Origin of the sequence: Allokutzneria multivorans (assembly GCF_039537405.1) — a bacterium.
Classification (GTDB): domain Bacteria; phylum Actinomycetota; class Actinomycetes; order Mycobacteriales; family Pseudonocardiaceae; genus Allokutzneria; species Allokutzneria multivorans.
In genome coordinates this window covers 135,901-157,219 of record NZ_BAABAL010000027.1, presented here as the reverse complement: position 1 = coordinate 157,219, position 21,319 = coordinate 135,901, and the positions used below count along the sequence as shown (strand labels likewise).

Annotated in this window: 20 protein-coding genes; 12 read left to right on the top strand and 8 right to left on the bottom strand. The window is 69.9% G+C overall.

All coding sequences use genetic code 11. From position 1 onward, the window contains the following. Positions 1 to 181: 181 nt before the first annotated feature. Both ABD798_RS36405 and ABD798_RS36400 read left to right on the top strand, forming a co-directional pair. Entirely contained in the window at positions 182 to 1,540 is a 1,359-nt protein-coding gene (locus tag ABD798_RS36405; protein ID WP_344885981.1) for a hemolysin family protein, read from the top strand. After that, on the top strand, positions 1,537 to 2,577 hold the full coding sequence (locus ABD798_RS36400; RefSeq protein ID WP_344885978.1) for a hemolysin family protein: 1,041 nt from the start codon (positions 1,537 to 1,539) through the stop codon (positions 2,575 to 2,577). The genes ABD798_RS36405 and ABD798_RS36400 overlap by 4 nt, the downstream gene beginning before the upstream one ends. Positions 2,578 to 2,937: 360 nt before the next feature. Here the strand turns inward: ABD798_RS36400 and ABD798_RS36395 are convergent, their stop codons facing one another. Together ABD798_RS36395 and ABD798_RS36390 are read right to left on the bottom strand one after the other, a co-directional pair. Then, positions 2,938 to 3,219: an HC3 family zinc finger protein gene (locus tag ABD798_RS36395; RefSeq protein ID WP_344885975.1), complete on the bottom strand. Its 282-nt coding sequence runs from the start codon at positions 3,217 to 3,219 to the stop codon at positions 2,938 to 2,940. Positions 3,220 to 3,226: 7 nt separating this feature from the next. Then, the gene (locus ABD798_RS36390) at positions 3,227 to 4,777 is read right to left on the bottom strand and encodes an amidase (protein WP_344885972.1); all 1,551 of its coding nucleotides are present in this window, start codon (positions 4,775 to 4,777) and stop codon (positions 3,227 to 3,229) included. 219 nt (positions 4,778 to 4,996) lie between these two features. Here ABD798_RS36390 and ABD798_RS36385 point away from each other — a divergent pair, with 219 nt between their 5' ends. The 8 genes from ABD798_RS36385 to ABD798_RS36350 all read left to right on the top strand — a co-directional run bounded on the left by ABD798_RS36385 (position 4,997) and on the right by ABD798_RS36350 (position 12,576). After that, positions 4,997 to 5,362 (top strand): ArsR/SmtB family transcription factor, encoded by a 366-nt coding sequence (locus ABD798_RS36385; protein WP_344885969.1) that lies wholly within the window; start codon positions 4,997 to 4,999, stop codon positions 5,360 to 5,362. Between the two features lie 14 nt (positions 5,363 to 5,376). Further along, positions 5,377 to 6,741 carry a substrate-binding protein gene (locus ABD798_RS36380; protein WP_344885966.1) on the top strand — a complete coding sequence of 455 codons (1,365 nt, stop codon included), beginning with the start codon at positions 5,377 to 5,379 and terminating at the stop codon, positions 6,739 to 6,741. Positions 6,742 to 6,754: 13 nt separating this feature from the next. After that, positions 6,755 to 7,636, top strand: a complete 882-nt coding sequence (locus ABD798_RS36375) for a 3-methyladenine DNA glycosylase (RefSeq protein ID WP_344885963.1) — start codon at positions 6,755 to 6,757, stop codon at positions 7,634 to 7,636. 150 nt (positions 7,637 to 7,786) lie between these two features. Further along, a complete protein-coding gene (locus ABD798_RS36370; RefSeq protein ID WP_344885960.1) occupies positions 7,787 to 9,577 on the top strand; it encodes a substrate-binding domain-containing protein in 1,791 nt (596 codons plus the stop codon). After that, positions 9,574 to 10,671 carry a hypothetical protein gene (locus tag ABD798_RS36365; RefSeq protein ID WP_344885957.1) on the top strand — a complete coding sequence of 366 codons (1,098 nt, stop codon included), beginning with the start codon at positions 9,574 to 9,576 and terminating at the stop codon, positions 10,669 to 10,671. The genes ABD798_RS36370 and ABD798_RS36365 overlap by 4 nt, the downstream gene beginning before the upstream one ends. 99 nt (positions 10,672 to 10,770) lie before the next feature. Beyond that, on the top strand, positions 10,771 to 11,748 hold the full coding sequence (locus ABD798_RS36360) for a hypothetical protein (protein ID WP_344885954.1): 978 nt from the start codon (positions 10,771 to 10,773) through the stop codon (positions 11,746 to 11,748). A gap of 63 nt (positions 11,749 to 11,811) precedes the next feature. Then, the gene (locus ABD798_RS36355; protein ID WP_344885951.1) at positions 11,812 to 12,213 is read left to right on the top strand and encodes a DnaJ family domain-containing protein; all 402 of its coding nucleotides are present in this window, start codon (positions 11,812 to 11,814) and stop codon (positions 12,211 to 12,213) included. A 27-nt stretch (positions 12,214 to 12,240) separates the two neighbouring features. Further along, positions 12,241 to 12,576, top strand: a complete 336-nt coding sequence (locus tag ABD798_RS36350) for a hypothetical protein (RefSeq protein ID WP_344885948.1) — start codon at positions 12,241 to 12,243, stop codon at positions 12,574 to 12,576. A 15-nt stretch (positions 12,577 to 12,591) separates the two neighbouring features. Here ABD798_RS36350 and tuf read toward each other — a convergent pair whose 3' ends face one another. The 4 genes from tuf to ABD798_RS36330 all read right to left on the bottom strand — a co-directional run bounded on the left by tuf (position 12,592) and on the right by ABD798_RS36330 (position 14,873). Further along, positions 12,592 to 13,776 carry an elongation factor Tu gene (tuf, locus tag ABD798_RS36345; RefSeq protein ID WP_344885945.1) on the bottom strand — a complete coding sequence of 395 codons (1,185 nt, stop codon included), beginning with the start codon at positions 13,774 to 13,776 and terminating at the stop codon, positions 12,592 to 12,594. Between the two features lie 123 nt (positions 13,777 to 13,899). Beyond that, positions 13,900 to 14,031 carry a hypothetical protein gene (locus ABD798_RS36340; protein WP_344885942.1) on the bottom strand — a complete coding sequence of 44 codons (132 nt, stop codon included), beginning with the start codon at positions 14,029 to 14,031 and terminating at the stop codon, positions 13,900 to 13,902. A gap of 20 nt (positions 14,032 to 14,051) precedes the next feature. Then, a complete protein-coding gene (locus ABD798_RS36335) occupies positions 14,052 to 14,435 on the bottom strand; it encodes an effector-associated constant component EACC1 (protein WP_344885939.1) in 384 nt (127 codons plus the stop codon). Positions 14,436 to 14,468: 33 nt separating this feature from the next. Beyond that, the gene (locus ABD798_RS36330; protein WP_344885936.1) at positions 14,469 to 14,873 is read right to left on the bottom strand and encodes an NUDIX hydrolase; all 405 of its coding nucleotides are present in this window, start codon (positions 14,871 to 14,873) and stop codon (positions 14,469 to 14,471) included. A gap of 133 nt (positions 14,874 to 15,006) precedes the next feature. Between ABD798_RS36330 and ABD798_RS36325 the strand changes: the two genes are divergently transcribed. Together ABD798_RS36325 and ABD798_RS36320 are read left to right on the top strand one after the other, a co-directional pair. Next, on the top strand, positions 15,007 to 15,837 hold the full coding sequence (locus ABD798_RS36325; protein WP_344885933.1) for a serine protease: 831 nt from the start codon (positions 15,007 to 15,009) through the stop codon (positions 15,835 to 15,837). Positions 15,838 to 15,900: 63 nt separating this feature from the next. Next, the gene (locus ABD798_RS36320; RefSeq protein ID WP_344885930.1) at positions 15,901 to 16,632 is read left to right on the top strand and encodes a nucleotidyltransferase domain-containing protein; all 732 of its coding nucleotides are present in this window, start codon (positions 15,901 to 15,903) and stop codon (positions 16,630 to 16,632) included. 355 nt (positions 16,633 to 16,987) lie between these two features. On the opposite strand, the gene ABD798_RS36315 is transcribed toward ABD798_RS36320, so the two are convergent. Next, a complete protein-coding gene (locus tag ABD798_RS36315) occupies positions 16,988 to 18,193 on the bottom strand; it encodes an MFS transporter (RefSeq protein WP_344885927.1) in 1,206 nt (401 codons plus the stop codon). 127 nt (positions 18,194 to 18,320) lie between these two features. Beyond that, positions 18,321 to 21,218: an aminomethyl-transferring glycine dehydrogenase gene (gene gcvP / locus ABD798_RS36310; RefSeq protein ID WP_344885924.1), complete on the bottom strand. Its 2,898-nt coding sequence runs from the start codon at positions 21,216 to 21,218 to the stop codon at positions 18,321 to 18,323. Positions 21,219 to 21,319 lie beyond the last annotated feature (101 nt).

The window sequence follows — 21,319 nt, the reverse complement described above, 5'->3', positions numbered from 1 at the left end:
TACACTGGTCGGTAACCCGTTCAACCAAGGGAGTGACTACCTCCGTGCCCGATCCGCAGTCCCAGCGGATGCTCGAACAACCCAGCGGCTCCTCGGAACCGTGCGGCGAGCCCTGTAGTACTGAGCCGGGGGAAAGCCCCGGCTGCCATCTCTTCCCGGCCCCTCCCCTGCGGGGCAGCTCATGAGCGACGTGCTGTTCAGCCTGATCGGCCTCGCCGTCGTGGTCCTGCTCACCCTCGGCACCGCGGTCTTCGTCGCCGCCGAGTTCTCCCTCACCGCGCTGGAGCGCAGCCAGGTGGACAGCCACGTCCACCTCGTGAAGGACCGCAGGGCGCACACCGTGCAGAAGGCCCACCGCACGCTGTCCTTCCAGCTCTCCGGAGCGCAGCTGGGCATCACGATCACCACGCTGGTCACCGGCTACCTCGCCGAGCCCGCGCTCGCCTCGCTGATTACCCCCGGCCTCGTCGGGCTCGGCCTCAGCGAGTCCACGGCCGCGGGGATCTCGCTGGCGATCGCGCTGCTCGCGGCGACCTCGCTGTCGATGATCTTCGGCGAGCTGGTGCCGAAGAACCTGGCGATCGCCCGCCCGCTGGGCACCGCCCGGATGGTCGCGGGCCTGCAGGCCGGGTTCTCCTCGGCCTTCCGCTGGCTGATCACCTGGCTGAACGGCTCGGCGAACTGGATCGTCCGGCGCTTCGGCGTCGAGCCAGCCGAGGAGCTGCGTTCGGCCCGCTCCCCGCACGAGCTGGGCTCACTGGTCCGCTCCAGCGCGGCCGGCGGCACCATCGACCAGGGCACGGCGACCCTGCTGGACCGCTCGCTGCGCTTCGGCGAGCGCAATGCGGAGGAGCTGATGACCCCGCGCGTGCGGGTGGAGGCCCTGCGCGCCGACGCGACCGTGCTCGACCTGGTCGAGGTGGCGCTGCGGACGGGCTTCTCGCGCTTCCCCGTGCACACCGGCGACCTGGACGAGATCCAGGGCGTTGTGCACGTGAAGCAGGCGTTCGGTGTTCCCCGCGAGGAGCGCGCCACCACCAGGGTCGTCGCGCTGTGCCGCCCGGTGCCGACGGTGCCGGAGACGTTGGAGGGCGACGCGCTGCTGGACCGCCTGCGCGGCTCGGGCCTGCAGACCGCCGTCGTCGTCGACGAGTACGGCGGCACCGCGGGCCTGGTCACGCTGGAGGACCTGGTCGAAGAGATCGTCGGCGACGTCCGCGACGAGCACGACCGCAACGAGATCGCGCCGGTGCGCCCGCTCGGCAAGCTCAGCTGGGTGGTCTCCGGGCTGCTGCGGCTGGACGAGGTGAACGAGGCGACCGGCCTGCGCGTGCCCGACGACGAGTACTACGAGACGATCGCGGGCTTCGTGCTCTACCGGCTCGGCCGCATCCCCTCGGTCAACGACGAGGTGCGCTACGACGGCTGGCGGTTGACCGTGCTGCGGATGGACCGGCACCGCATCGCCGAGCTGCGCGTGTCGCGCGCTCAGGAGTCCACAGTGGACAGTGAGCGGCAGCAGCAGGAGGCGGCCCGATGAGCAACTCCCTCGCCGTTGTCATCTCGCTGTTGTTGTTGCTGGCCAACGCTTTCTTCGTGGCCGCGGAGTTCTCCCTGATCAGCGCGCGGCGCGACCGCCTGGAGGCGCTGGCCGAACAGGGCGTCGCGGGAGCGCGCACCGTGATCAAGGCGTCCGAGCAGGTCTCGCTGATGCTGGCGGGCGCGCAGCTGGGCATCACGATCTGCTCGCTGGTGCTCGGCAACCTCGGCAAGCCCGCCGTCGCCGACCAGCTGGAGTCGCTGCTCGGCCCGCTCGGCGTGCCGCAGGCCGTGCTCGACCCGCTCGCGTTCGTGCTGGCGATGGCGATCGTGGTGGTGCTGCACATCGTCCTGGGCGAGATGGTGCCGAAGAACATCGCGATCGCGGGGCCCGAGCGCTCGGCGATCCTGCTCGTCCCGCTGCACGTCGCCTTCGTCCGCCTGGTGAACCCGCTGATCCAGCTGTTCAACGTGGCGGCCAACGGAACGCTGCGGCTGATGAAGGTGGAGCCCAAGGACGAGCTGGACACCGCCTACACCTCCGACGAGCTGTCCGCGCTGATCGCGGAGTCCCGCAGGGAGGGCCTGCTCGACGCCTCCGAGCACCGCAGGCTGGCCAAGACGCTGTCCTCCACCGACCGCACCGTCGCCGACGTGCTGGTCCCCACGGACCGGCTGACCACGCTGCCGGAGAACCCGTCGGTGGGCGATGTGGAGCAGGCGGTGACGAGCACCGGGTACTCGCGCTTCCCCGTGCGCGCCTCGGACGGCTCGATGCGCGGCTACCTGCACGTGAAGGACGTGCTGGACCAGGCGGGCGCGACCCCGGAGACCCCGGTCCCCACCGGTCGCGTGCGCGGACTGCCCGCGATCCCGGCCGACGCGGGCCTCGACGAGGCCTTGGCGGCCCTGCGGCGCGCGCAGAGCCACCTGGCCACGGCCGTCTCCTCCACCGGCGAGGTGCTGGGCATCGTCGCGATGGAGGACCTCGTCGAGGAGTACGTCGGCACCGTCCGCGACGCCACCCACGTCGGCTAACCCCCGCTTACGCGCTGAATGACTCATTGAGGTACTTGAGCGTCCTCAATGAGTCATTCAGGGAGTTGGAGGCCCTGAACGACCCCTTCAGGTACCTGAGCGCACCAAACGACCCGTTCAGCTCCCTCAACGCACCAAACGGGTCGTTCGGGTACCTGAGCGCACCAAACGGGTCGTTGGGGTATTTCGGACGCGCCTCAATGACTCGTTCATGTCGTTCAAGGCGCTGAATGAGTCATTGAGGGAGTCGAGGTACCTCAATGAGTCATTCAGGGACTTGGCGACCACCGGAACCGACGTGGTGCGGACACAGAAAAACGCCCCACACCACGGCCTGGCGTCGGGGCGTTCTGGGCCGGGCTAGAGCAGGCGCGGGCGAGCGGTCTTGAGCTCGCCGTGCAGCGATTTCGCGGCCTGCCAGCACTTGTCGCAGGTGGGGAAGGCGATCCACTCCGACTCCGATGCCGCGCGGACGCGGACGGGCTGCGCGCACAGCGACTGGCCCTGCTCGCCGAGTTCGTAGTCCGCCTGCGAGCCGGGGACGGCGTGCCGCGCGCCGTTCTCGGGCTGCCAGAAGAAGATCTGCGGGTCCAGTCGACCCGGGTTCCTGGTGCCGCGACCGGTGTTCGGGGGCTTGGTCATCGTCGTCTCACGCTCTCGCCGTGCTCGAAATCCGGTGTGGCGCGGGGAAGCCCCCCATGGCCACCTCGTGCGCCCGCGCCACGCGCAGGCAGAGGTCGTCGCGTAATCGGGGGCCGACGATCATCATGCTGACCGGCAGTCCGTCGACCAGCCCGGCGGGCACGGCCGTCGCCGGGTGACCGCTGGCGTCGAGCGGGGCCACGTTGTTCACCATGCCGAGCGCGGCGCCCACGTACTCCGCGCGCGAGGAGTCCTTGCCGGGCAAGGGGTTCGCCACGTGCGGAACGGTCGGCAGCACCAGAACGTCCACTTCGGACAGTGCGGCGTCGTAGCCGGCGATCAGCTCCGGCACCAGGTTGCGCGCCATGGCGTAGTGCGCGCCGTGGTAGCGGCCGAGGGTGTAGGCGCCGTTGAGCACGACCAGCTTGACGGTCTCCGAGAAGGAGTCGGCGTGCTCGGCCCGCCCGGCACCGAAGTGCGCGACCAGCTCGGGGTCCATCGGGCCGGGCACCCCTCGGGCGAGGCCGTTGCCGTCGATCATCTGCCAGGCGATGCCGTCGGTGGCGATCACCTTCCAGACGTCGAAACCCGAGGTGTGCCAGGGAACGCTGATCTCACGAACGTCAGCTCCGACCCCGCCGAGCCGGTGGGCGGCGGCGCGCACGGCCTCGTCCACGCGCGGGTCGGACAGACCTGGCAGCCCGAACCCCTCGGTGAGCAGGCCGATCCGCAGCCCCGCGACGCCGGAGTCGAGGTCGGCGAGGTAGTCGACCGGCTCCGCGCCCGAGCCCTGCCTGGGGTCGAGGCCGTCCGGCCCGGCCAGCACGCCCAGCAGCGTCGCCACGTCGGTCACCGTCGCCGCCATGGGCCCCAGGTGGTCCAGCGTGTTCTCCATCGGGAACGCGCCGGTGCACGGGACGAGGCCGTGGGTGGGCTTGTGCCCGACGATCCCGCTGAACGCGGCGGGCACCCGCAGCGAACCGCCCTGGTCCCCGCCGAGCGCGAGGTCCGCCTCGCCGGTGGCGACCAGCACGGCGGGCCCCGAGGAGGAGCCGCCTGCGGAGCGCTCGGGGTCCCACGGGTTGCGCACGGGCCCGTCGGCGCCGGTGTGGCTGCCCGCCGAGTAACCGAGGTCCTCGCAGGCGCCCTTGCCGATGATCCGCACCCCCGCGTCAAGCACCCTGGTGATCACGGTCGCGTCGGCGCGCGGCACGAATCCCCGCAGTGCGCGGGAGCCGTTGCTCATCGGAACGCCGCCGACGGCGATGTTGTCCTTGACCACCAGGGTGCGCCCGGCGAGCGGGCCGTCCGAGTGCGTGCGCAGGTCGGTGCGCACGCACCAGGCGTTGAGCGGGTTCCCCTCCGGAGAGGGGGCGGTGTGCCCTCGTCGGAGCGGTTCGGGGGCCCGCTCCTCGTAGAGCCGCTCGACCTCCGCGTAGGAGGCGAGGGTTGGTGCCATCAGATCGCGGAAGGACGCGAGCGCGCTGTCGTCGAGTGACAGCCCGTAGCGCCGCGCGATCCGCATGAGTTCCGCTACGGACGGAGGGACTATGCCCATCGACGACGGTTCCCTTCTGCGCCAAGGTTCTCGTGACCGGTCCGTGCGGATTTCCCGACACCGAAAAGGGTATGGACGCCGCGAGGATCGTGTCAATGGATCTTGACCCGAGTTGGGGCCGCCACGCCTGGACTTCGACCGACCGAGGGACGGTTTGCCACGGTGGCAAACGCGGCGATACCCTGGTGATCTTCACTTTCGCGGGCGGCGGGCGGTTCGGTGGGCCAGATCTCGGGCAGTTCCTCCGGCGCGTTCGACGCGTTGGCGGACGACACCCGTCGCGCCGTTCTGAGCCTTCTCTCCGAGCACGGCGAGCTGACCGTCTCCGATCTCGCCTCCCGGTTCGACCACATCGGCCGCACGGCGGTCTCCATGCAGCTGAAGGTCCTGCGCGACGCGGGCATGGTGCAGGAGCGGCGGGCGGGCAAGTACCGCTACTACTCACTGCGGGTCGAACCGATGAACGAGGTGCTCAGCTTCCTGAGCTCGCTCTACGGCACCTCGCTCGACTCGCTTGCCGCAGTCGCAGAGCAGCGCTCCGCCGACGACAACGCCGAAGGGCCTCGGTGGGGAACCTCGTCCTGACTCAGCAGCGATACGTGCCCCTGCTCCCCCGGGACGTGTTCGCCCTGCTGGGCAGCGACGATTCGGCGGGCTGGCTCTTCGGGGCCGACTACGGCGCGATGTGCGTGGGTGGGCTCGTGCGCTTCGACCTCCCCGTGAACCCGGCTGATCCGTCGAGCGCCACCATCGAGGCCACGGGCCGCATAGCCCTGCTTGATCCGCCACGGCGCATCGTGATCGAACAGCAGACGCCGTGGCCGGGCACGGTGAGCTGCACGATGTTGCCCGCGAAGGACGGTTCCGGGACAACGGTGCGATTAGGTGTCGAAGTGCCGGGCGACGCGGTGACCTGGCTCCTCCGGCAGCGCGGCTACGACCCGATCGAAGAGCGCGTCGAGCCCGGCACTGTGCGAATCGGCGTGTTAGTCAGCAAGTCCGGCCCCGCGAGCATCTTCGGCGCCACTACGGAGCGGTTGGCCCTGATGGCGGCCGATGAGGTCAACGCAGACGGTCGAGCCCGCGTGCAGGTGGTTGTGCGCGACGACGCCAGCGTCCCTGAGGTCGGCGCGGAGCAGTTACGGCGACTGGTGAGCGTGGATGGCTGCCGAGTGGTGGTCACGAACTGCACCTCGGCGGTGTTCCCGGTGATCGCAAGGCTTGCGCGGCGGCTCGGAGTGCTGCTCGTGCACACGCCGATCAACGAAGGTGGCCGCTACTCCCCCAATGTCGTGCGACTCGGCGAACGTCCGTCGGCACAACTGAGTACAGCGCTCCCCGCACTGATGAAAAGCACCGGCACCAATGTCTTCCTCGCGGGCAACGACTACGTGTGGCCGCGCGTGATGAATGCGACGGCGCGCGGGCTCGTGGAGCGGTTCGGCGGCGCAGTGGCCGGTGAGTGCTACAGGCCGATGGGTACGCGCGACTTCTCCGATGTCATTGAGGACATCATCACCAGCCGCGCGGACGTGGTGGTGTCGACGTTCGTGGGCTCGGACTCGGCACTGTTCGAGCGACAGTCGCACTGTGCGGGGCTGCGCGACCGGTGTCGGACGTTGTCGATGGCCTACGACGAGTCCACGCGCGAGCTCACCGGCGGAGACGCATCGCGTGGCGTGTGGGCGACGTTCGGCTACTTCCAGGAAGTGGACTCCAAACGCAACAAGGACTTCCTGCGTCGCTACCGCGAGCGGTTCGGTGCCACGGCTGCTCCGTTGTCCAGCATCACGGAGTCGGTCTACTCGGCGATCCACATGCTCGCGGCCTCCGGTGCGCTGACAAAGGACTTCGCGGTGTCCGACCTGTCCTCCGCGTTGCGCGCGCGGTGGAACGCGAGCAAGAAGCGGTCCCTGTACCTGGCCGAGGCGGTCACCGGCGGATTCCGCATCGCGTCGCACTAATACGCTGTGCGGCATGACCGTGGTGTTGAGCGAAGCGGAGTGGCGTGCGCGCCGTGACGCGCATCTCGCGCGCGTCAGTCCGTGGACGCAGGGACACCGTGAGCGACGCATCAAGGGCCTCAAGCATCCCGTCTTGGACTTCCTCTTCACCTACTACTCGTTCCGCCCCTCGCGGCTGGAGCGGTGGCACCCGGGCCCCGATGTCGTCTTAGAGGGTGCAAACGAGTACCTGGAGTGGGCCGGCTACGCCGCTGCTGAGCACGGTGTCGCGCTCGACCTGTCGACGTTCACGGACGCCCGGCGCCGCACGGCGGAGTTCGTGCTCGCGCTGCTCACCGCCACCGCGTCGCGCCCACCGCGCTTAGGGTGCTTCGGCCTGCATGAGTGGGCGATGGTCTACCGCACGACTCCGGAGGAAGTTCGCCACACCGGGTGGTCGTTGCGCCTCGGGCACAACGGCACAGACAGTGTCGTCGAGGGCTCGCGGGTCGCGTGCAGTCACTTCGACGCCTTTAGGTTCTTCACCGAGCCCGCGCGGCCGCTCAATGCCATGCAGCCCACCCGTGAGTCACAGATCGCTTTAGAGCAGCCCGGCTGTCTCCACGCCAACATGGACTTATTTCGCTGGAGCTACAAATTGGCGCCGTTCACGCCGAGTGACTTGGTCACGGACTGCTTCGAGCTGGCCGTGGACGTCCGAGAACTCGACATGCGCGCGAGCCCCTACGACCTCGCCGAGCTGGGATACCCGCCGGTGCGGATCGAGACGCCGGAGGGGCGCGCGGAGTACGTGAAGGCCCAGGCCGACTTCGCCGAGCGCGCGGCGCCGTTGCGCCAGGCGCTGATCGAGCTGTGCCAGCGCCTCCTTCGTTACCCCGTTGGAGCCGTCCGGTAACACTATGTCCACCCTGCGTCACATTTCTTGACGAACTGCCTTCACCTGTTAGCGTGACTTGGACGACCGGGCTTCTCTGTCGGGGCGATGTAGCCCGGCGCCGACTACGTTGAGCATTCGCGAGCCAGGCGCTGGAAAGGGACGTCGCTGATGGGTCGACACCGCGCGGAACTGCTGAAAACCCGGCGCGGGGTGGCACTGTGGCCGATCGTGGCTGTCGCCGTCGTAGCCGTGCTGGGTCTGGGCTGGTTCACCTGGGACTACGTCAGCGGCATCGTCGACGAGCGGGCGGCCAGCAGCAGCGAGGGCTGCCCCGAGGGCGAGGCGACGCTGCGCGTGGCCGTGGCCCCCTCGATCGCCGAGCCGGTGCAGCAGGCCGCGACCGCGTGGGCCGCGCAGCGCCCGGTGATCCGCAACCACTGCGTGCTGGTCGAGGTCCAGGCGATGGACTCGGCCATGACGCTGCAGAACCTCAGCCAGGGCTGGGACCAGGCCAAGGTCGGTCCGCCGCCGTCGGCGTGGCTGCCGGAGTCCACGCTGTGGGTGAATCAGCTGAAGGCCGCGAACGCCGCGCTGCTGGGCTCCACGCCCACCTCCGTCGCCACCAGCCCCGTGCTGCTCGCCGTTCCCGAGCAGGCCGGTGCCGCGATGCTCTCCGGGAGCTCCTTCCGCTGGTCGGACCTGCCGGACCTGGCCGCCGCCGGCGACGGCTGGAGCCGCTTCCAGAAGCCGGAGTGGGGCGCGCTGACGCTGACCATCCCGGACCCCGCGCGCAATCCGGCGAGCGCGCTGGCGATCCAGTCCGCGCTGGCGGGCTCCAGCCCGAGGGGCAGGGGGCCGGTCACCACGGAGATGCTCTCCGACGACCGGATCAAGGACGTGATGAACCGGTTGGCGACGGCCAACATCGCCAAGCCCGCGTCGACCACGCTGGAAGCGTTGGTGGAGCTGGGCAAGGTGGAGGACCTGGCCAAGGCACCGTTCGAGGCGGTCCCCGTGGTCGAGGCCGATCTCTACCGCCGCAACGTGGGCAAGGACGGCGCCGCGAGCCCCGTGCGCGTGCTTTCCGGGGTGCAGGTGGGCGGGCCGACCCCGACCGCCGACTACCCGTTCGTCGCGCTCGCCGGTGAGCTGACCGACGACGTGCAGGTGCGGGCCGCGCAGCGGTTCAGCGACTTCTTGAAGGAGCCGGACCAGCAGCGTCTGCTCGCGCAGCAGTCGGGCGTGCGCGTCGGCTCCACTCAAGAGCGGCCGAACCCCGCGCCGGGCATCCGTTGGGCCGCTACGCCGGAAGCCTTGGAGCCTGCCGATGCGGACAGCACGCAGCAGATCTCCGCCGCGTGGGCCAGCTCGGGCGCGGGCGCGCAGGCGGTGACAGTGCTCGTGGACGTGTCCCGCTCGATGACGCAAGACGGCGGCGACGGACAGACACGGATGTCCTGGCTGAAGAAGGCGTTGCGCGGGCAGGTGGAGCGCTCAGTCGGCGGCCTGTTCGGCTTGTGGGAGTTCTCCCGCTCGCTCGACGGTACGAAGCCTTATAAGCAGCTCACGCCGACGAAACCGGTATCGCAGCAACGAACCGCTTTGGTAGACGCCATCAACGGCCTCAAGCCGACGAGCGCGACGCAGACCTACACCAGCGTGCTGGCCGTCTACCGCTCCGCGATGGAGAACTACGAGCAGGGCAGGACGAACCGGATCGTGGTCGTAACCGACGGCTCCAACGACGGCGGGATCAGCTTGCAGCAGCTGCAAACCGAGCTGGGCAAGCTGCGCAACGACGACAAGCCGCTGCCGATCAGCTTCATCGCGTTCGGTTCTGACGTGGACAGGGCGCCGCTGAACCAGATCGCGCGTGCGCACGGCGGCACTGTGTCGGTCGCGGCGAACGGCAGGGCACTGGACCCCGCGCTGAGCCAACTGCTGGCCGGGAACCGGTGACAGACGAGATTCTCCGTGCGGCGTCAGCCCTGCTGGACACGACGCTGGCCGAGCCCACCGATCTAGGCGGTTCACCGCGCTCCACGGTGCTCCGGTGCACGGCGGGCGACGGTGAGTCCGTGGTCGTCAAGGCGTACCGCGACGAGCCGGAAGCGTTGCGCTGCTTCACAGCCGAGGCCGCGGGTCTGGCGCTCGGTGCGGGTGCTGGCCCCAAGCTGCTCGCGGTCGACACCGATTTCCCGTTGCTGGTCATGGAAGACCTCGGCGCCGCACCGAGCCTCGCCGACGCACTGCTAGGCGATTCCGCTGACAAGGCACGGGAAGCGCTTCTCGCGTGGGCGCGCGCGTACGGGCGGCTCGCCGCCGAGTCCGTGGGCCGCGAGGAGGAGTTCGCCGCCCTGCGCTCCCGGTACGACCGCGGCGAACAACAGTGGGACATCGACCACTGGATTCACAAAGCGGTCGACGGGCTTCCCGCTGTGCTCGACTCGCTCGGTGTGGCCGCACCGGACGGCCTGATGGCGGAGATCTCGCCGGTTATTGAGCTGACGCGGTTCCCGGTCTACTCACCCGGCGACATCTGTCCGGACAACAACCTGCTCTTCCCGGACCGCGTGCGAATGCTGGACTTCGAGGGCGCCGAATACCACTCGGTGTTCGTGGACGCCGTCTACACGCGGATGCCGTTCTCCTCGTGCTGGTGCGTTTTTCGCCTCCCGCAAGGGATTCAGGCTTCCATCGAGGACACCTACCGGTCCGAGGTCGTGAAGGGCCACGCCGAACTGCTTGACGACGAGGTGTGGCGCGAGGGCATGCGGCTCGGAATGCTCGCGTGGACCGTGGACGCGACCACGGCGCTCACCCCGCGCGTGATCGAAGAGGACAGGCCGCTGCACCGAACACGGCGCCCGGTGCCGAGCCTGCGCCAGTTGTTGCGCTACCGCTGGGAAATCCTGCTCAGCGAGGTTTCGGGCGAAGTGCCTGAGCTGCCCGCTGTGGCGGAGACGATGCGTCGGCTTCTGGCCGCGACCGAGCGGTGGGACGTGCCCTCGATGCCGCTCTATCCGGCTTTCCTCAGTACGGACCTGGGGTAAACCCCACCCAAGCTCGATGGTTTTCACCAGCGCGCTCCCCGGGGGCGGCGACGCAGGATCGGGGAAGTCCCGATCCTGTCGAGCCCGTGGGAGACCCCGATGCGCGTCGTGGCGGCAGCGTTGCGCTGGCACCGACCCCTGATGATCATGGTTGTGGCGATGGCCGGGCTGACCGCGGTCGCGGCGATAGGCCTGCTCGTGGACGACCGGACGCTCACCGGCGCCCCGGTGTGGCTGAAGCCGTTGAAGTTCGGCATCTCGTCGGTGGTCTACGCGGGCACCCTGGCCTGGCTGCTGTCCTTGCAGCGACGCGGCAGGCGATGGGGGTGGTGGCTGGGCACGACCATCGCCGTGACGCTGAGCGTGGACGTCGCGATCGTGGCGTTCCAGGCGGCGCGCGCGAAACTGAGCCACTACAACCAGGAAGACGGCATCAACGAGGTGCTGCAACCGATCTTCGGGGGCAGCATCTACCTGATGCTCATCGCCGTCGTGGTGCTCTCCGTCCAGCTGTCGCTGCGCAACCACCTGGAGCGGCCGATGGCGATGGCGATCAGGGCCGGGCTCGTGGTCGCGCTGCTCGGCATGCTCTCCGGTTTCCTCATGATCTTCAACGCGCAGCCCGGTCAGGTCGCGGCCCTGCGCGCGGGGACCGGAACGGTCATCGGCGGGCACAGCGTGGGCGTTCCGGACGGTGGCCCGGGGCTGCCGCTGACCAACTGGAGCACCACCGGCGGCGACCTCCGCGTCGGCCACTTCGTCGGCCTGCACGCGTTACAACTGTTACCCCTGTTGGCTTTCAGCCTCGCCGCACTGTCCACAAAGGTCGCACTGCTGCGTGCGGAGCACGTTCGAACCCGCCTCGTGCTCATTGGATCGACGGCATACCTCGGGTTCTTCGCCCTCGTGGTGTGGCAGGCCTTGCGCGGACAGCCGCTGCTCGCACCCGATCTGCTCACGCTCGGCGCGGCCGGAGGACTGGTGCTCGCCACCGTCTTCGCGGTGTTCGCGGTTCTCGGCGCACAGCAACGCGCGCAGGAGCCCGTACGGGTCGTGGAGCCCGCGGCTCACGGCTGACTCCGTGCGCGTGCCGTTCCGTAGGATGGAGCCGGAGAACGGCACGGCTCGAAGGGGGACGTCATGACCAAGCGCAAGCCCACCGGGAGCACGTTCGAGTCCTGGATCGACCAGCAGGTGCGCGAGGCCGAGGAACGCGGCGAGATGTCCAACCTCCCCGGCCACGGCAAGCCGATCCCCCAGCGCCACGGCGGAACCATGGAATGGGTGGCCGAGAAGCTCCGCAAGGAGAACGTCGACACCTCCGCGTTGCTACCGCCGTCCCTCGCACTGGCCAAGGAGGTCGAGGACCTGCCCCACCGCCTCGCCAAGGAGCGCTCCGAGCACGCCGTGCGCGACATTCTGCTCGACCTCAACACCCGCATCCGCTCCGCCCAACTGGCACCCCAGATCGGCCCACCCATGCGCACCCGCCAGGTCGACGTCGAAGCCACCATCGCCACCTGGCGCGCCTCCACCGCCTGACCCCCTAGCACCAAGGGGTTCCCCACCGTGAGCGACCGCCACAACCGGGGTTCACCAATCTTCAAGTACGCCGAACCCCCGTTCCGGCAGTCGCTCACCGCGCAGTGGTTCGTCTGTCCCTCGGGCGTGCTGGGCACGTGCATCGCCTTCGCCACCATCACCACGGCCGCGCGCGGAGTGCCGAGAACGGTGATGCTCCTGGCCGTGGGCAGCGGAGCGGTGATCGTGGACGCGTTCATCGGGATCGGCGTCGGATGGCGTTGGCACCACGGCATCCTGAGCCTCAGCGTGATCGCTCTCCTGGTGGAGATGACGTGGTCCTGCGCCCACCGCCTGAAGGTGGGGCGCCCCCGAAGAAGGTGACGCCCCACCACAGGCTCAGGACAGGACTTCCAGCACGGTGCCCGCGCCGACGGTCCTGTTGCCCTCGCGGATCGCGAAGCCGAGCCCCTTGCTCATCGCGATCGGCTTGCCCAGCTCGACGGTGAACTCCACCGAGTCGCCGGGCAGCACGAACCGCCCCTCCTCCAGCTCCACCACGCCAACCACGTCACTGGTGCGGAAGTGGAACTGCGGCCGGTAGTGCGCGCCGAACGGGGTGCGCCTGCCGCCCTCCTCGGCGGAGAGCGAGTAGACGCTCGCCCGGAACCGCGTGTGCGGCCGCATGCTGCCGGGCAGGCACACGACCTGGCCCCGGCGGACGTCGTCGCGGCGAACCCCGCGCAGCAGCAGCGCCGCGTTGTCCCCGGCCTGGGCGTTCGGCAGCGACTTGCCGAACGTCTCGATACCGGTGCACACGCTGCTCACCGTGGGGCCGAGCCCGACCACCTCGACCGCGTCGCCGACGCCGATCACGCCCTGCTCCACCGCGCCGGTGACCACGGTCCCGCGCCCGGTGATGGTCAGGATGTTCTCGATCGGCATCAGGAACGGCCGGTCCAGGTGCCGCACGGGCTCCGGGACGTAGCGGTCGACGGCGTCGAGCAGCTCGACCACGCTCGGCGTCCACTCCGGGTCGCCCTCCAGCGCCCGCAGCGCGGAGAGCCGCACGACCGGGACCTCCTCGCCGGGGAAGCCGTAGGTGGTGAGCAGCTCGCGCAGCTCCAGCTCCACCAGGTCGAGCAGCTCCGGGTCCTCCACCGCGTCGGCCTTGTTCATCGCCACCACGACGTGCGAGACCCCGATCCGCCTGGCCAGCACCACGTGCTCCCTGGTCTGGGGCATGGTGCCGTCCTGCGCGGAGACCACCAGGATCGCCCCGTCCAGCTGGGCAGCGCCGGTGATCATGTTCTTCACGTAGTCGGCGTGGCCCGGCATGTCCACGTGGGCGTAGTGCCTGGTGGCGGTCTCGTACTCGACGTGCGCGATGTTGATGGTGATACCGCGCTCGATCTCCTCCGGCGCCTTGTCGATCTTGTCGAAGGCGATGTGGCGGGTGGTGCCGTCGCGCTCGGCGAGCACCTTGGTGATCGCGGCGGTCAGCGTGGTCTTGCCGTGGTCGACGTGCCCCATCGTGCCGATGTTGAGGTGGGGCTTGGACCGGACGTGCTCCTGCTTGCTCATGGTGTTCTTCCCTGGTCTGGCTCGTGGCATGAGATCAAGAACCTGGGCGCGCGCGTGCCCCGGCAACGGGGTTTCGCGGGGGCCGACACCCTCCTCCGTGGTCCTTGGAAGAAGGGAGGAGGGTCAGCTTCGGGCGCCTGCCAGCACCGAGGAGACGGCCGCCAGCGCGCCGAGCAGGTCTGCGCCTGCCAGCGTCGAGAGGACGGCCGTGGTGAACACGTCGACGATGGTGACAGCGGTGAGCGCCGCTGTCACGGGATTTTCGCGGACCGTCCTCAGTGGACGGCGGGAGCGAGCGCCCTGGCCAGGCGGGCGGACTCGGCGCGCACGCCGTCCTCGTCCAGGGAGCGGACGCGCTCGGCGGGCAGCTCGACGGTGGCGCCCTCGGCGGTGGCCAGCCGCAGATCCACGCCGGTCTCGCGGTGCCGCAGCCACGACAGCACGGCCGAGGCGAGCACGGCGCTCTCCCGCTCGGTGCCGGTCGCGACGACCAGCACGTCCACCACGCCCTCGGGCCCGCTGGCGCCGCAGGGCTGGTGGCCGAGGTGCAGCGGCCCGCGCAGCTCTCCTGTCTCCACCAGCCACCCCCGCAGCGAGCGGAGGCAGTCCGTGGTCCCGGTGCCCCGCACGGAGATCGTCACTGCCGGGTGATCATCCATCAGGGCAACGTAACACCGCGCGCAACACCCCCGTCAGGCCCGCGGCAGCGAAGCCCTGACGTGGTCGACCAGGTCCAGCTCGGCGGCCCTTCCAGGAGCCAGCCACGCGCAGCTGTCGTGCTCGTCGGGGTTGAGCACCACCTCGGAGGCGCCGTCGTCCTCGACCTCGAAGATCCGCGCGTGGATGCGCAGCGGGCGGCCGTCCACGTCCATCCACGAGTGCCTGCTGCGCTCGCCGACGATCTTCACGATCAGCCCGGTCTCCTCGGCGGCCTCGCGAACGGCGGCGTCCTCCTCGGGCTCGCCGGGCTCCACCGTGCCGCCGGGCAGCTCCCACCGGCCACCGAGGAAGCCCTTGGCGCGGCGGCGGATGAACAGCACCGCACCGTCCCGCTCGATCCAGCAGTACACGAGGTGCTTCTCCGCGAACTCCACCATCACGGCATCCTCGCAAACTTCCCTCAGCCGGGCGAAAGAAACACGCGATCGGGCAAGAGGGCTCTCGCACACCGCTCAACCTTGGTTAGGTCGGTCGGGAAGTCGCCCTGTCCCGCCAGGAAAGGAGCTTCCCGTGGTGCGCACCCTCCTGACCGCGGCTCTCGTGGTCGCCGCCCTGCTCAGCCCCGCCGCCGCGCACGCAGACGAACAGGCGCGCATCGTCGGCGGTTCCGAGGTGAAGGCCAACCGCTACCCGTGGACGGTGGCGCTCGTCGACGCGGGCAGGAGAACCCAGTTCTGCGGCGGTTCCCTGGTGAACAGCAAGTGGGTCGTCACGGCGGCGCACTGCACGCACGGGCGGCGGGCCGAGGGGGTCGTGATCGCGCTCGGCGCCACCGACTGGCGGCAACCGGTGCGCACGGCGGCGGTGCGGCGCCTGGTCGAGCACCCCGGCTACGTCGACCCCAAGGAGAACAAGGCCAGCAGGCTGCTCAACGACATCAGCATGGTCGAGCTGGCCGAGGAGATCCCGCTGACCGACCGCCGCATCCAGACGATCGCGCTGCCCAAGCCGGGAACGGGTTTCCTGTCCGCGGTCGCGGCGGGCTGGGGAATGACCACCTACCAAGGGAAAGCCTCGACCAAGCTGCTGGAAGTGCCGCTGCTGAACCAGGAGTTCCTGTGCACGCGGCTGTACCCCTTGCTGCGCTTGACCTTCGATTCCCGGGTGCAGACCTGCGCGGCGGCTCCCGGCAAGGACGTGTGCAAGGGCGACTCGGGCGGTCCGCTGATGGCCGCGTTCTCCGGCAGGATGTACCTGGTGGGCCTGGTCTCCTGGGGCGTGGTGTGCGGCGACCAGAGCAAACCCGCCGTCTACACCAAGGTTTCCGCCTTCACCGACTGGATCAGGGGTGTGGCCAGGACCGGGCGGTGGCAGCAGAACCCGGGCGTTCCCAACCCCTGATCCCGCTGAGGGCGGCCGAAATTCGGCTGCGTGCGACGGCGTGCCGCGCGTACAACTGGGGCCATGAAGCACAGCAGCCCCGCATTCGCCGCCATCGCCGAGCAAGGCACCATCCTGCTCAACCAGGTGGGCTCGGGCTTGCACGGCACCGCCATCGCCGGGACCGACGACCGGGACGAGATGGGCATCTGCGTCGAGCCGCCCGAGTACGTCATCGGGCTGCGCCGCTTCGAGCAGTACATCTTCCGCACGCAGCCGGAGGGCAGCCGGTCGGGGCCGGGCGATCTCGACCTCGTCGTCTACTCGCTGCGGAAGTGGCTTCGCCTTGCCCTGCAAGGCAATCCGACCGTGCTGCTGTCGTTGTTCGCACCCGAGGAGGAGATCGTGCGGATCACCGACCTCGGGCGGGAGCTGCGGGCCCGGCCGGAGCTGGTCGTCTCCCGCCAGGCCGGGCACAAGTTCCTCGGCTACCTGCGCTCGCAGCGCGGGAAGATGGTCAGCGGCGACCGCGCGGTCAAGCACGCCATGCACATGGTGCGCCTGGGACTCCAGGGCGTCGAGCTGCTGGAGACCGGCCGGATCACGCTGCCGGTTCCCGAGCCCTGGCGCACCTGGCTGGTGGACCTGCGCCTGGGCAGGCACGAGATCGCCGAGGCGGTGGAGGTCGCCGCCGGACTGGAGGACGAGCTGGATCGACTGGTCGCCGGCTCGCCCCTGCCCGAGCGGCCCGACACCGCGCTCGCCGACAAGTGGCTCATCGACGCCTACCAGCGAGCGTGGGCGGAGCTGTACTGAGCACGCGTCGGCCGTCGTTCCTCGGCGACGGCCGACGCGGTCCGGCTGGGCTCACCCGATCTCGTAGTTCCCCTTCACGGGGATGCCCGACCCCGGCCCCTCCACGTAGGACCGCACGGTGAGCGACACCGTCACGGTCGTCGTCCCGCTATTGGTCCAGATGACCCGCCGGTCAGGGGCACGGACGTGCTGGCAACGAAGGTGCTTCCCTTGTAGGCGGAGAAAACCGGCCGCTGCGGCACTCCGCTGGGACGGTGGATCGTGAGCTTCTTCCCAGCGCCCACCTTGACGCTGCCGCACGGACTGGTCCCTTTGCGCAACATGACCCGAATCTAGGCAAGAGATCCCGAGCCGGTCACCGCAAAGAATCTGATGACGGCACGGGCGTGGCTGGAGAACGCCGTGCCTTCACCAGGACGACGGCCAGCACCACGTACGGCACGGCGAACATCGCGAACACGGCCCCGTGCGACATCCCGGACGAAGCCGCCGCGTAGACGCCGTAGAGCAACACGGTCAGCACCCCCGTTCCCAGTCCCGCCACCGAGGTCACCGTGGCGCGAGCCGGACCGGCGATACTGTCCTGCAAGCGCGCTCCGAGCACGACGCTCGCCAGCTGGAAAGCACAGAAACCCGCTGCCAGCAAGAAGAATCCACTGAAGGAGCCCACGAGCGAACCGGTGCCGGACACGACCGCCCCCACCGCGAGCAACCCGGCGGTGCCCTTCGTGGTGAACCGTTCCCCCAGGGGCGCAAGGAGTCCGCCGCTGGTCACGCCGAGCCAGATGAGCATCATCACCCACGGAACCATCGTCGGGGCGACGCCCTTCTCCAGCGCCAGCAACGGAATGTACTCCTCCAGCGCGTCCCACACGCCCATCACGAAGGGCAGCACCAGCAGCGTCCACCGGACCACTGGATCGAGCCGCGCCTCGCGCAGCCCCGAACGCAGGGTGGTCAGGTACCCCTGCGAATCCGACTTCGAGCGAACCCGGTTCTCCGGGAACGACAACGCGATCGCCGCGGCCACCACGCAGGCCAGAACACTGGCGATACCAACGGTTCCATAGCCTCCGAGCGCCAGAACCGGCCCTGCGACGCCCATCGCGACCACGATCGCGACCTGGCTCGCCGCGCGCGCCCGGCCCATCACGCGCGCGTAGCGGTCGGCCTCGCCGACGCGGTCCAGCTCCTCGTACACCAGGGCTTCGAGCGAGCCGGAGGTCAGCGCGTTCTCGATCCCCCACAGCACGAAGCCGAGCAGGAACGCCCAGTACGACGGGAAAGCGACCCAGAGCGCGTACCCGGCTCCGGCGCACAGCGGGCCGATGGCGAGCAACCACCGGCGGGAGAAGGTGTCCGCCCACGCACCGGAGGGGACCTCCAGCACGATCGAGGCGACGCACCAGACGATGAACAGCGACGAGATCTCGGCGACCGAGAGCCCGGTGTCGACGAACAGCAGCGAGTACACCGGGTACAGCAGCACCAGGCTGCTCATGAACATGTACGCGTACAACACGCCGGCGAGCCTGCGGGCGCGTGAAGGGGGTGCGGTCATGGGGTCTTCCCGGGAGAAGGGACGCGGACGCTGGAGGACCGCGGTCCCGGGGGACCCCTAGTTCTGGATCAATGTCGCCAGCTCATGCCGGGCAGGGTAGCCCCTCCCGACATGAGCCAGCCAGGTATTACTCGCCGTAGGCGCTCAGCGGCGGGCAGGAGCAGACCAGGTTGCGGTCGCCCTTCGCGCCGTCGATGCGCCGGACCGGCGGCCAGATCTTCGGCGCGCCGGTGCCGACCGGGTAGACCGCCTCGGCCCGGGTGTAGGGGTGCGGCCACTCGCCGGTCAGGCACGCCGCGGTGTGCGGGGCGTTGCGCAGCGGGTTGTCCTCCACCGGCCACTCGCCGGAACCGACCTTGTCGATCTCCGCCTTGATGGAGATCATGGCGTCGCAGAAGCGGTCCAGCTCCGCCAGGTCCTCGCTCTCGGTGGGCTCGACCATGAGCGTGCCCGCGACGGGGAACGACATCGTGGGCGCGTGCATGCCGTAGTCGGCGAGGCGCTTGGCCACGTCGTCCACGGTCACGCCGGTGGCCTTGGTGATCGGCCGCAGGTCGAGGATGCACTCGTGGGCCACGAAACCGCCCTCGCCCGTGTAGAGCACGGGGAAGTGCTCGTCCAGCCGCCGCGCGACGTAGTTGGCCGCCGCGACCGCGGTCAGGGTCGCCCTGCGCAGGCCGTCGCCGCCCATCATCCGCACGTAGGCCCAGGAGATCGGCAGGATCGACGCGCTTCCCCACGGGGCCGCGGAGATCGGGCCGACACCGGTGGCCGGACCGGCGGTGGGCTGGAGCGGGTGGTTGGGCAGGAACGGCGCGAGGTGCTCGCGCACGCCGATCGGCCCGACGCCGGGGCCGCCACCGCCGTGGGGGATGCAGAAGGTCTTGTGCAGGTTCAGGTGCGAGACGTCGGAGCCGAACTTGCCCATGCGCGCCAAGCCGATCAGCGCGTTGAGGTTCGCGCCGTCCACGTACACCTGGCCGCCGGCGTCGTGCACCAGCGCGCACACCTCGCGCACGGTGTCCTCGTACACGCCGTGGGTGGACGGGTAGGTGATCATGATCGCGGACAGGTCGTCGCGGTGTTCGTCCACAGTGGACCGCAGGTGGTCCATGTCGATGTTGCCGTTGTCGTCGCAGCGGACCACGATCACCCGCATGCCCGCCATGACCGCGCTCGCGGCGTTGGTGCCGTGCGCGCTGGAGGGGATCAGGCAGATGTCGCGCGCGTCCTGGCCCTGACTGCGGTGGTAGGCGCGGATCGCCAGCAGACCGGCGAACTCGCCCTGACTGCCCGCGTTCGGCTGGAGGCTCACGGCGTCGTAGCCGGTGACCTCGGCCAGCCAGCCCTCGAGATCGCCGATCAGGCTGAGGTAGCCGTCGGCGTCGGAGACTGGCGCGAACGGGTGCACGTCGGCGAAGCCGGGCCAGGTGATCGGCTCCATCTCCGCGGTCGCGTTGAGCTTCATGGTGCAGGAGCCCAGCGGGATCATGCTGCGGTCCAGCGCGACGTCCTTGTCCGACAGCGCGCGCAGGTAGCGCAGCAGCGAGGTCTCCGACCGGTGCGTGTGGAACACCGGGTGGGTCATGTACTCCGAGGTCCGGCGCAGCTCGGCGGGAATGCCGTCGGCGGTGTCGGCGTCCAGGACGTCCACATCGGACACGACGACGCCGAAAGCCTTCCACACCAACGACAGGTGGTCGCGCGAGGTGGTCTCGTCGCAGGCGATGCCCACGTGGTCGGCGTCGACGAGGCGCAGGTTCACGCCCAGCTCGCGCGCGGTGGAGACGATCTCGGCGGCGCGGCCGGGAACGCTGGCCAGCACGGTGTCGAAGAACTCGCCGTGCACCACGTCGATGTTGTTCTCGCACAGACCGGCGGCGAGCACGGTCGCCATGCGGTGCGCGCGCGTCGCGATGGTCTTCAGCCCGTCCGGACCGTGGTAGACCGCGTACATCGAGGCGATCACCGCGAGCAGCACCTGCGCGGTGCAGATGTTGCTGGTGGCCTTCTCACGGCGGATGTGCTGCTCACGCGTCTGCAACGCGAGGCGGTAGGCGGGGTTGCCGTCCGCGTCCACGCTCACACCGACCAGACGACCGGGCAGCTGGCGCTCCAAGCCCTTGCGCACGGCCATGTAGCCCGCGTGCGGCCCGCCGAAGCCCATCGGAACGCCGAAGCGCTGCGAGGTGCCGACCACCACGTCCGCGCCCTGCTCCCCCGGCGCGCGCAGCAGCGTCAGCGCCAGCAGATCGGCCGAGACCGCGACGAGCGCGCCCTGTGCGTGCGCCTCCTCGATCACCGGGCCGAGGTCGCGGACAACGCCGGAGGCACCGGGGTAGGACAACAGCACGCCGAAGTAGTCACCGCCGAGGCCCAGCCCCTCGATGCCCTGCGACAGGTCGGCCACCACGACCTCGATGCCCAGCGGCTCGGCGCGGGTCTCGATCACCGCGAGCGACTGCGGCAGCGTGTCCGCGTCCACCACGAACTTCGCCGACTTGGAGCGGCCCGCCCGGCGAAGCAGCGTCATCGCCTCGGCCGCGGCCGTGCCCTCGTCCAGCATCGACGCGTTGGCCACGTCCATGCCGGTCAGGTCGGCGACCATGGTCTGGAAGTTCAGCAGCGCCTCCAGCCGCCCCTGCGAGATCTCCGGCTGGTACGGCGTGTACGCGGTGTACCAGGCCGGGCTCTCCAGCACGTTGCGGCGGATCACCGGCGGCGTGATGGTGCCGTGGTAGCCGAGGCCGATCATCTGCACGGCCAGCCGGTTGCGCCCGGCCAGCTCGCGCAGCTCGGCCAGCGCCTGGGCCTCGGTCGCCGGGGCGGGCAGGGCCAGCGCCAGGTCCTTCTCGTGGATGCTCGCGGGCACCGCGCGCTGGGCCAGCTCCTCCAGCGAGCCGACGCCCACCACGTCCAGCATCCTGGCCAGCTCGGCGGGCCGGGGACCGACGTGGCGGTCGGCGAAGGGGGTGCCGTGCTCCAGCGCGGCCAGCGGGATGCGGTCGGGGGTGGGCTGGGTCATGCTCTCGCCTCCGGCAAGGGTTCAGGGCGCGCGGCCGGGCTGCTGCCCGGTGTGGGGCCCTCCCCCTCTGTCCGTACCCGGTTCCCGGGTGCCTGAGAGCT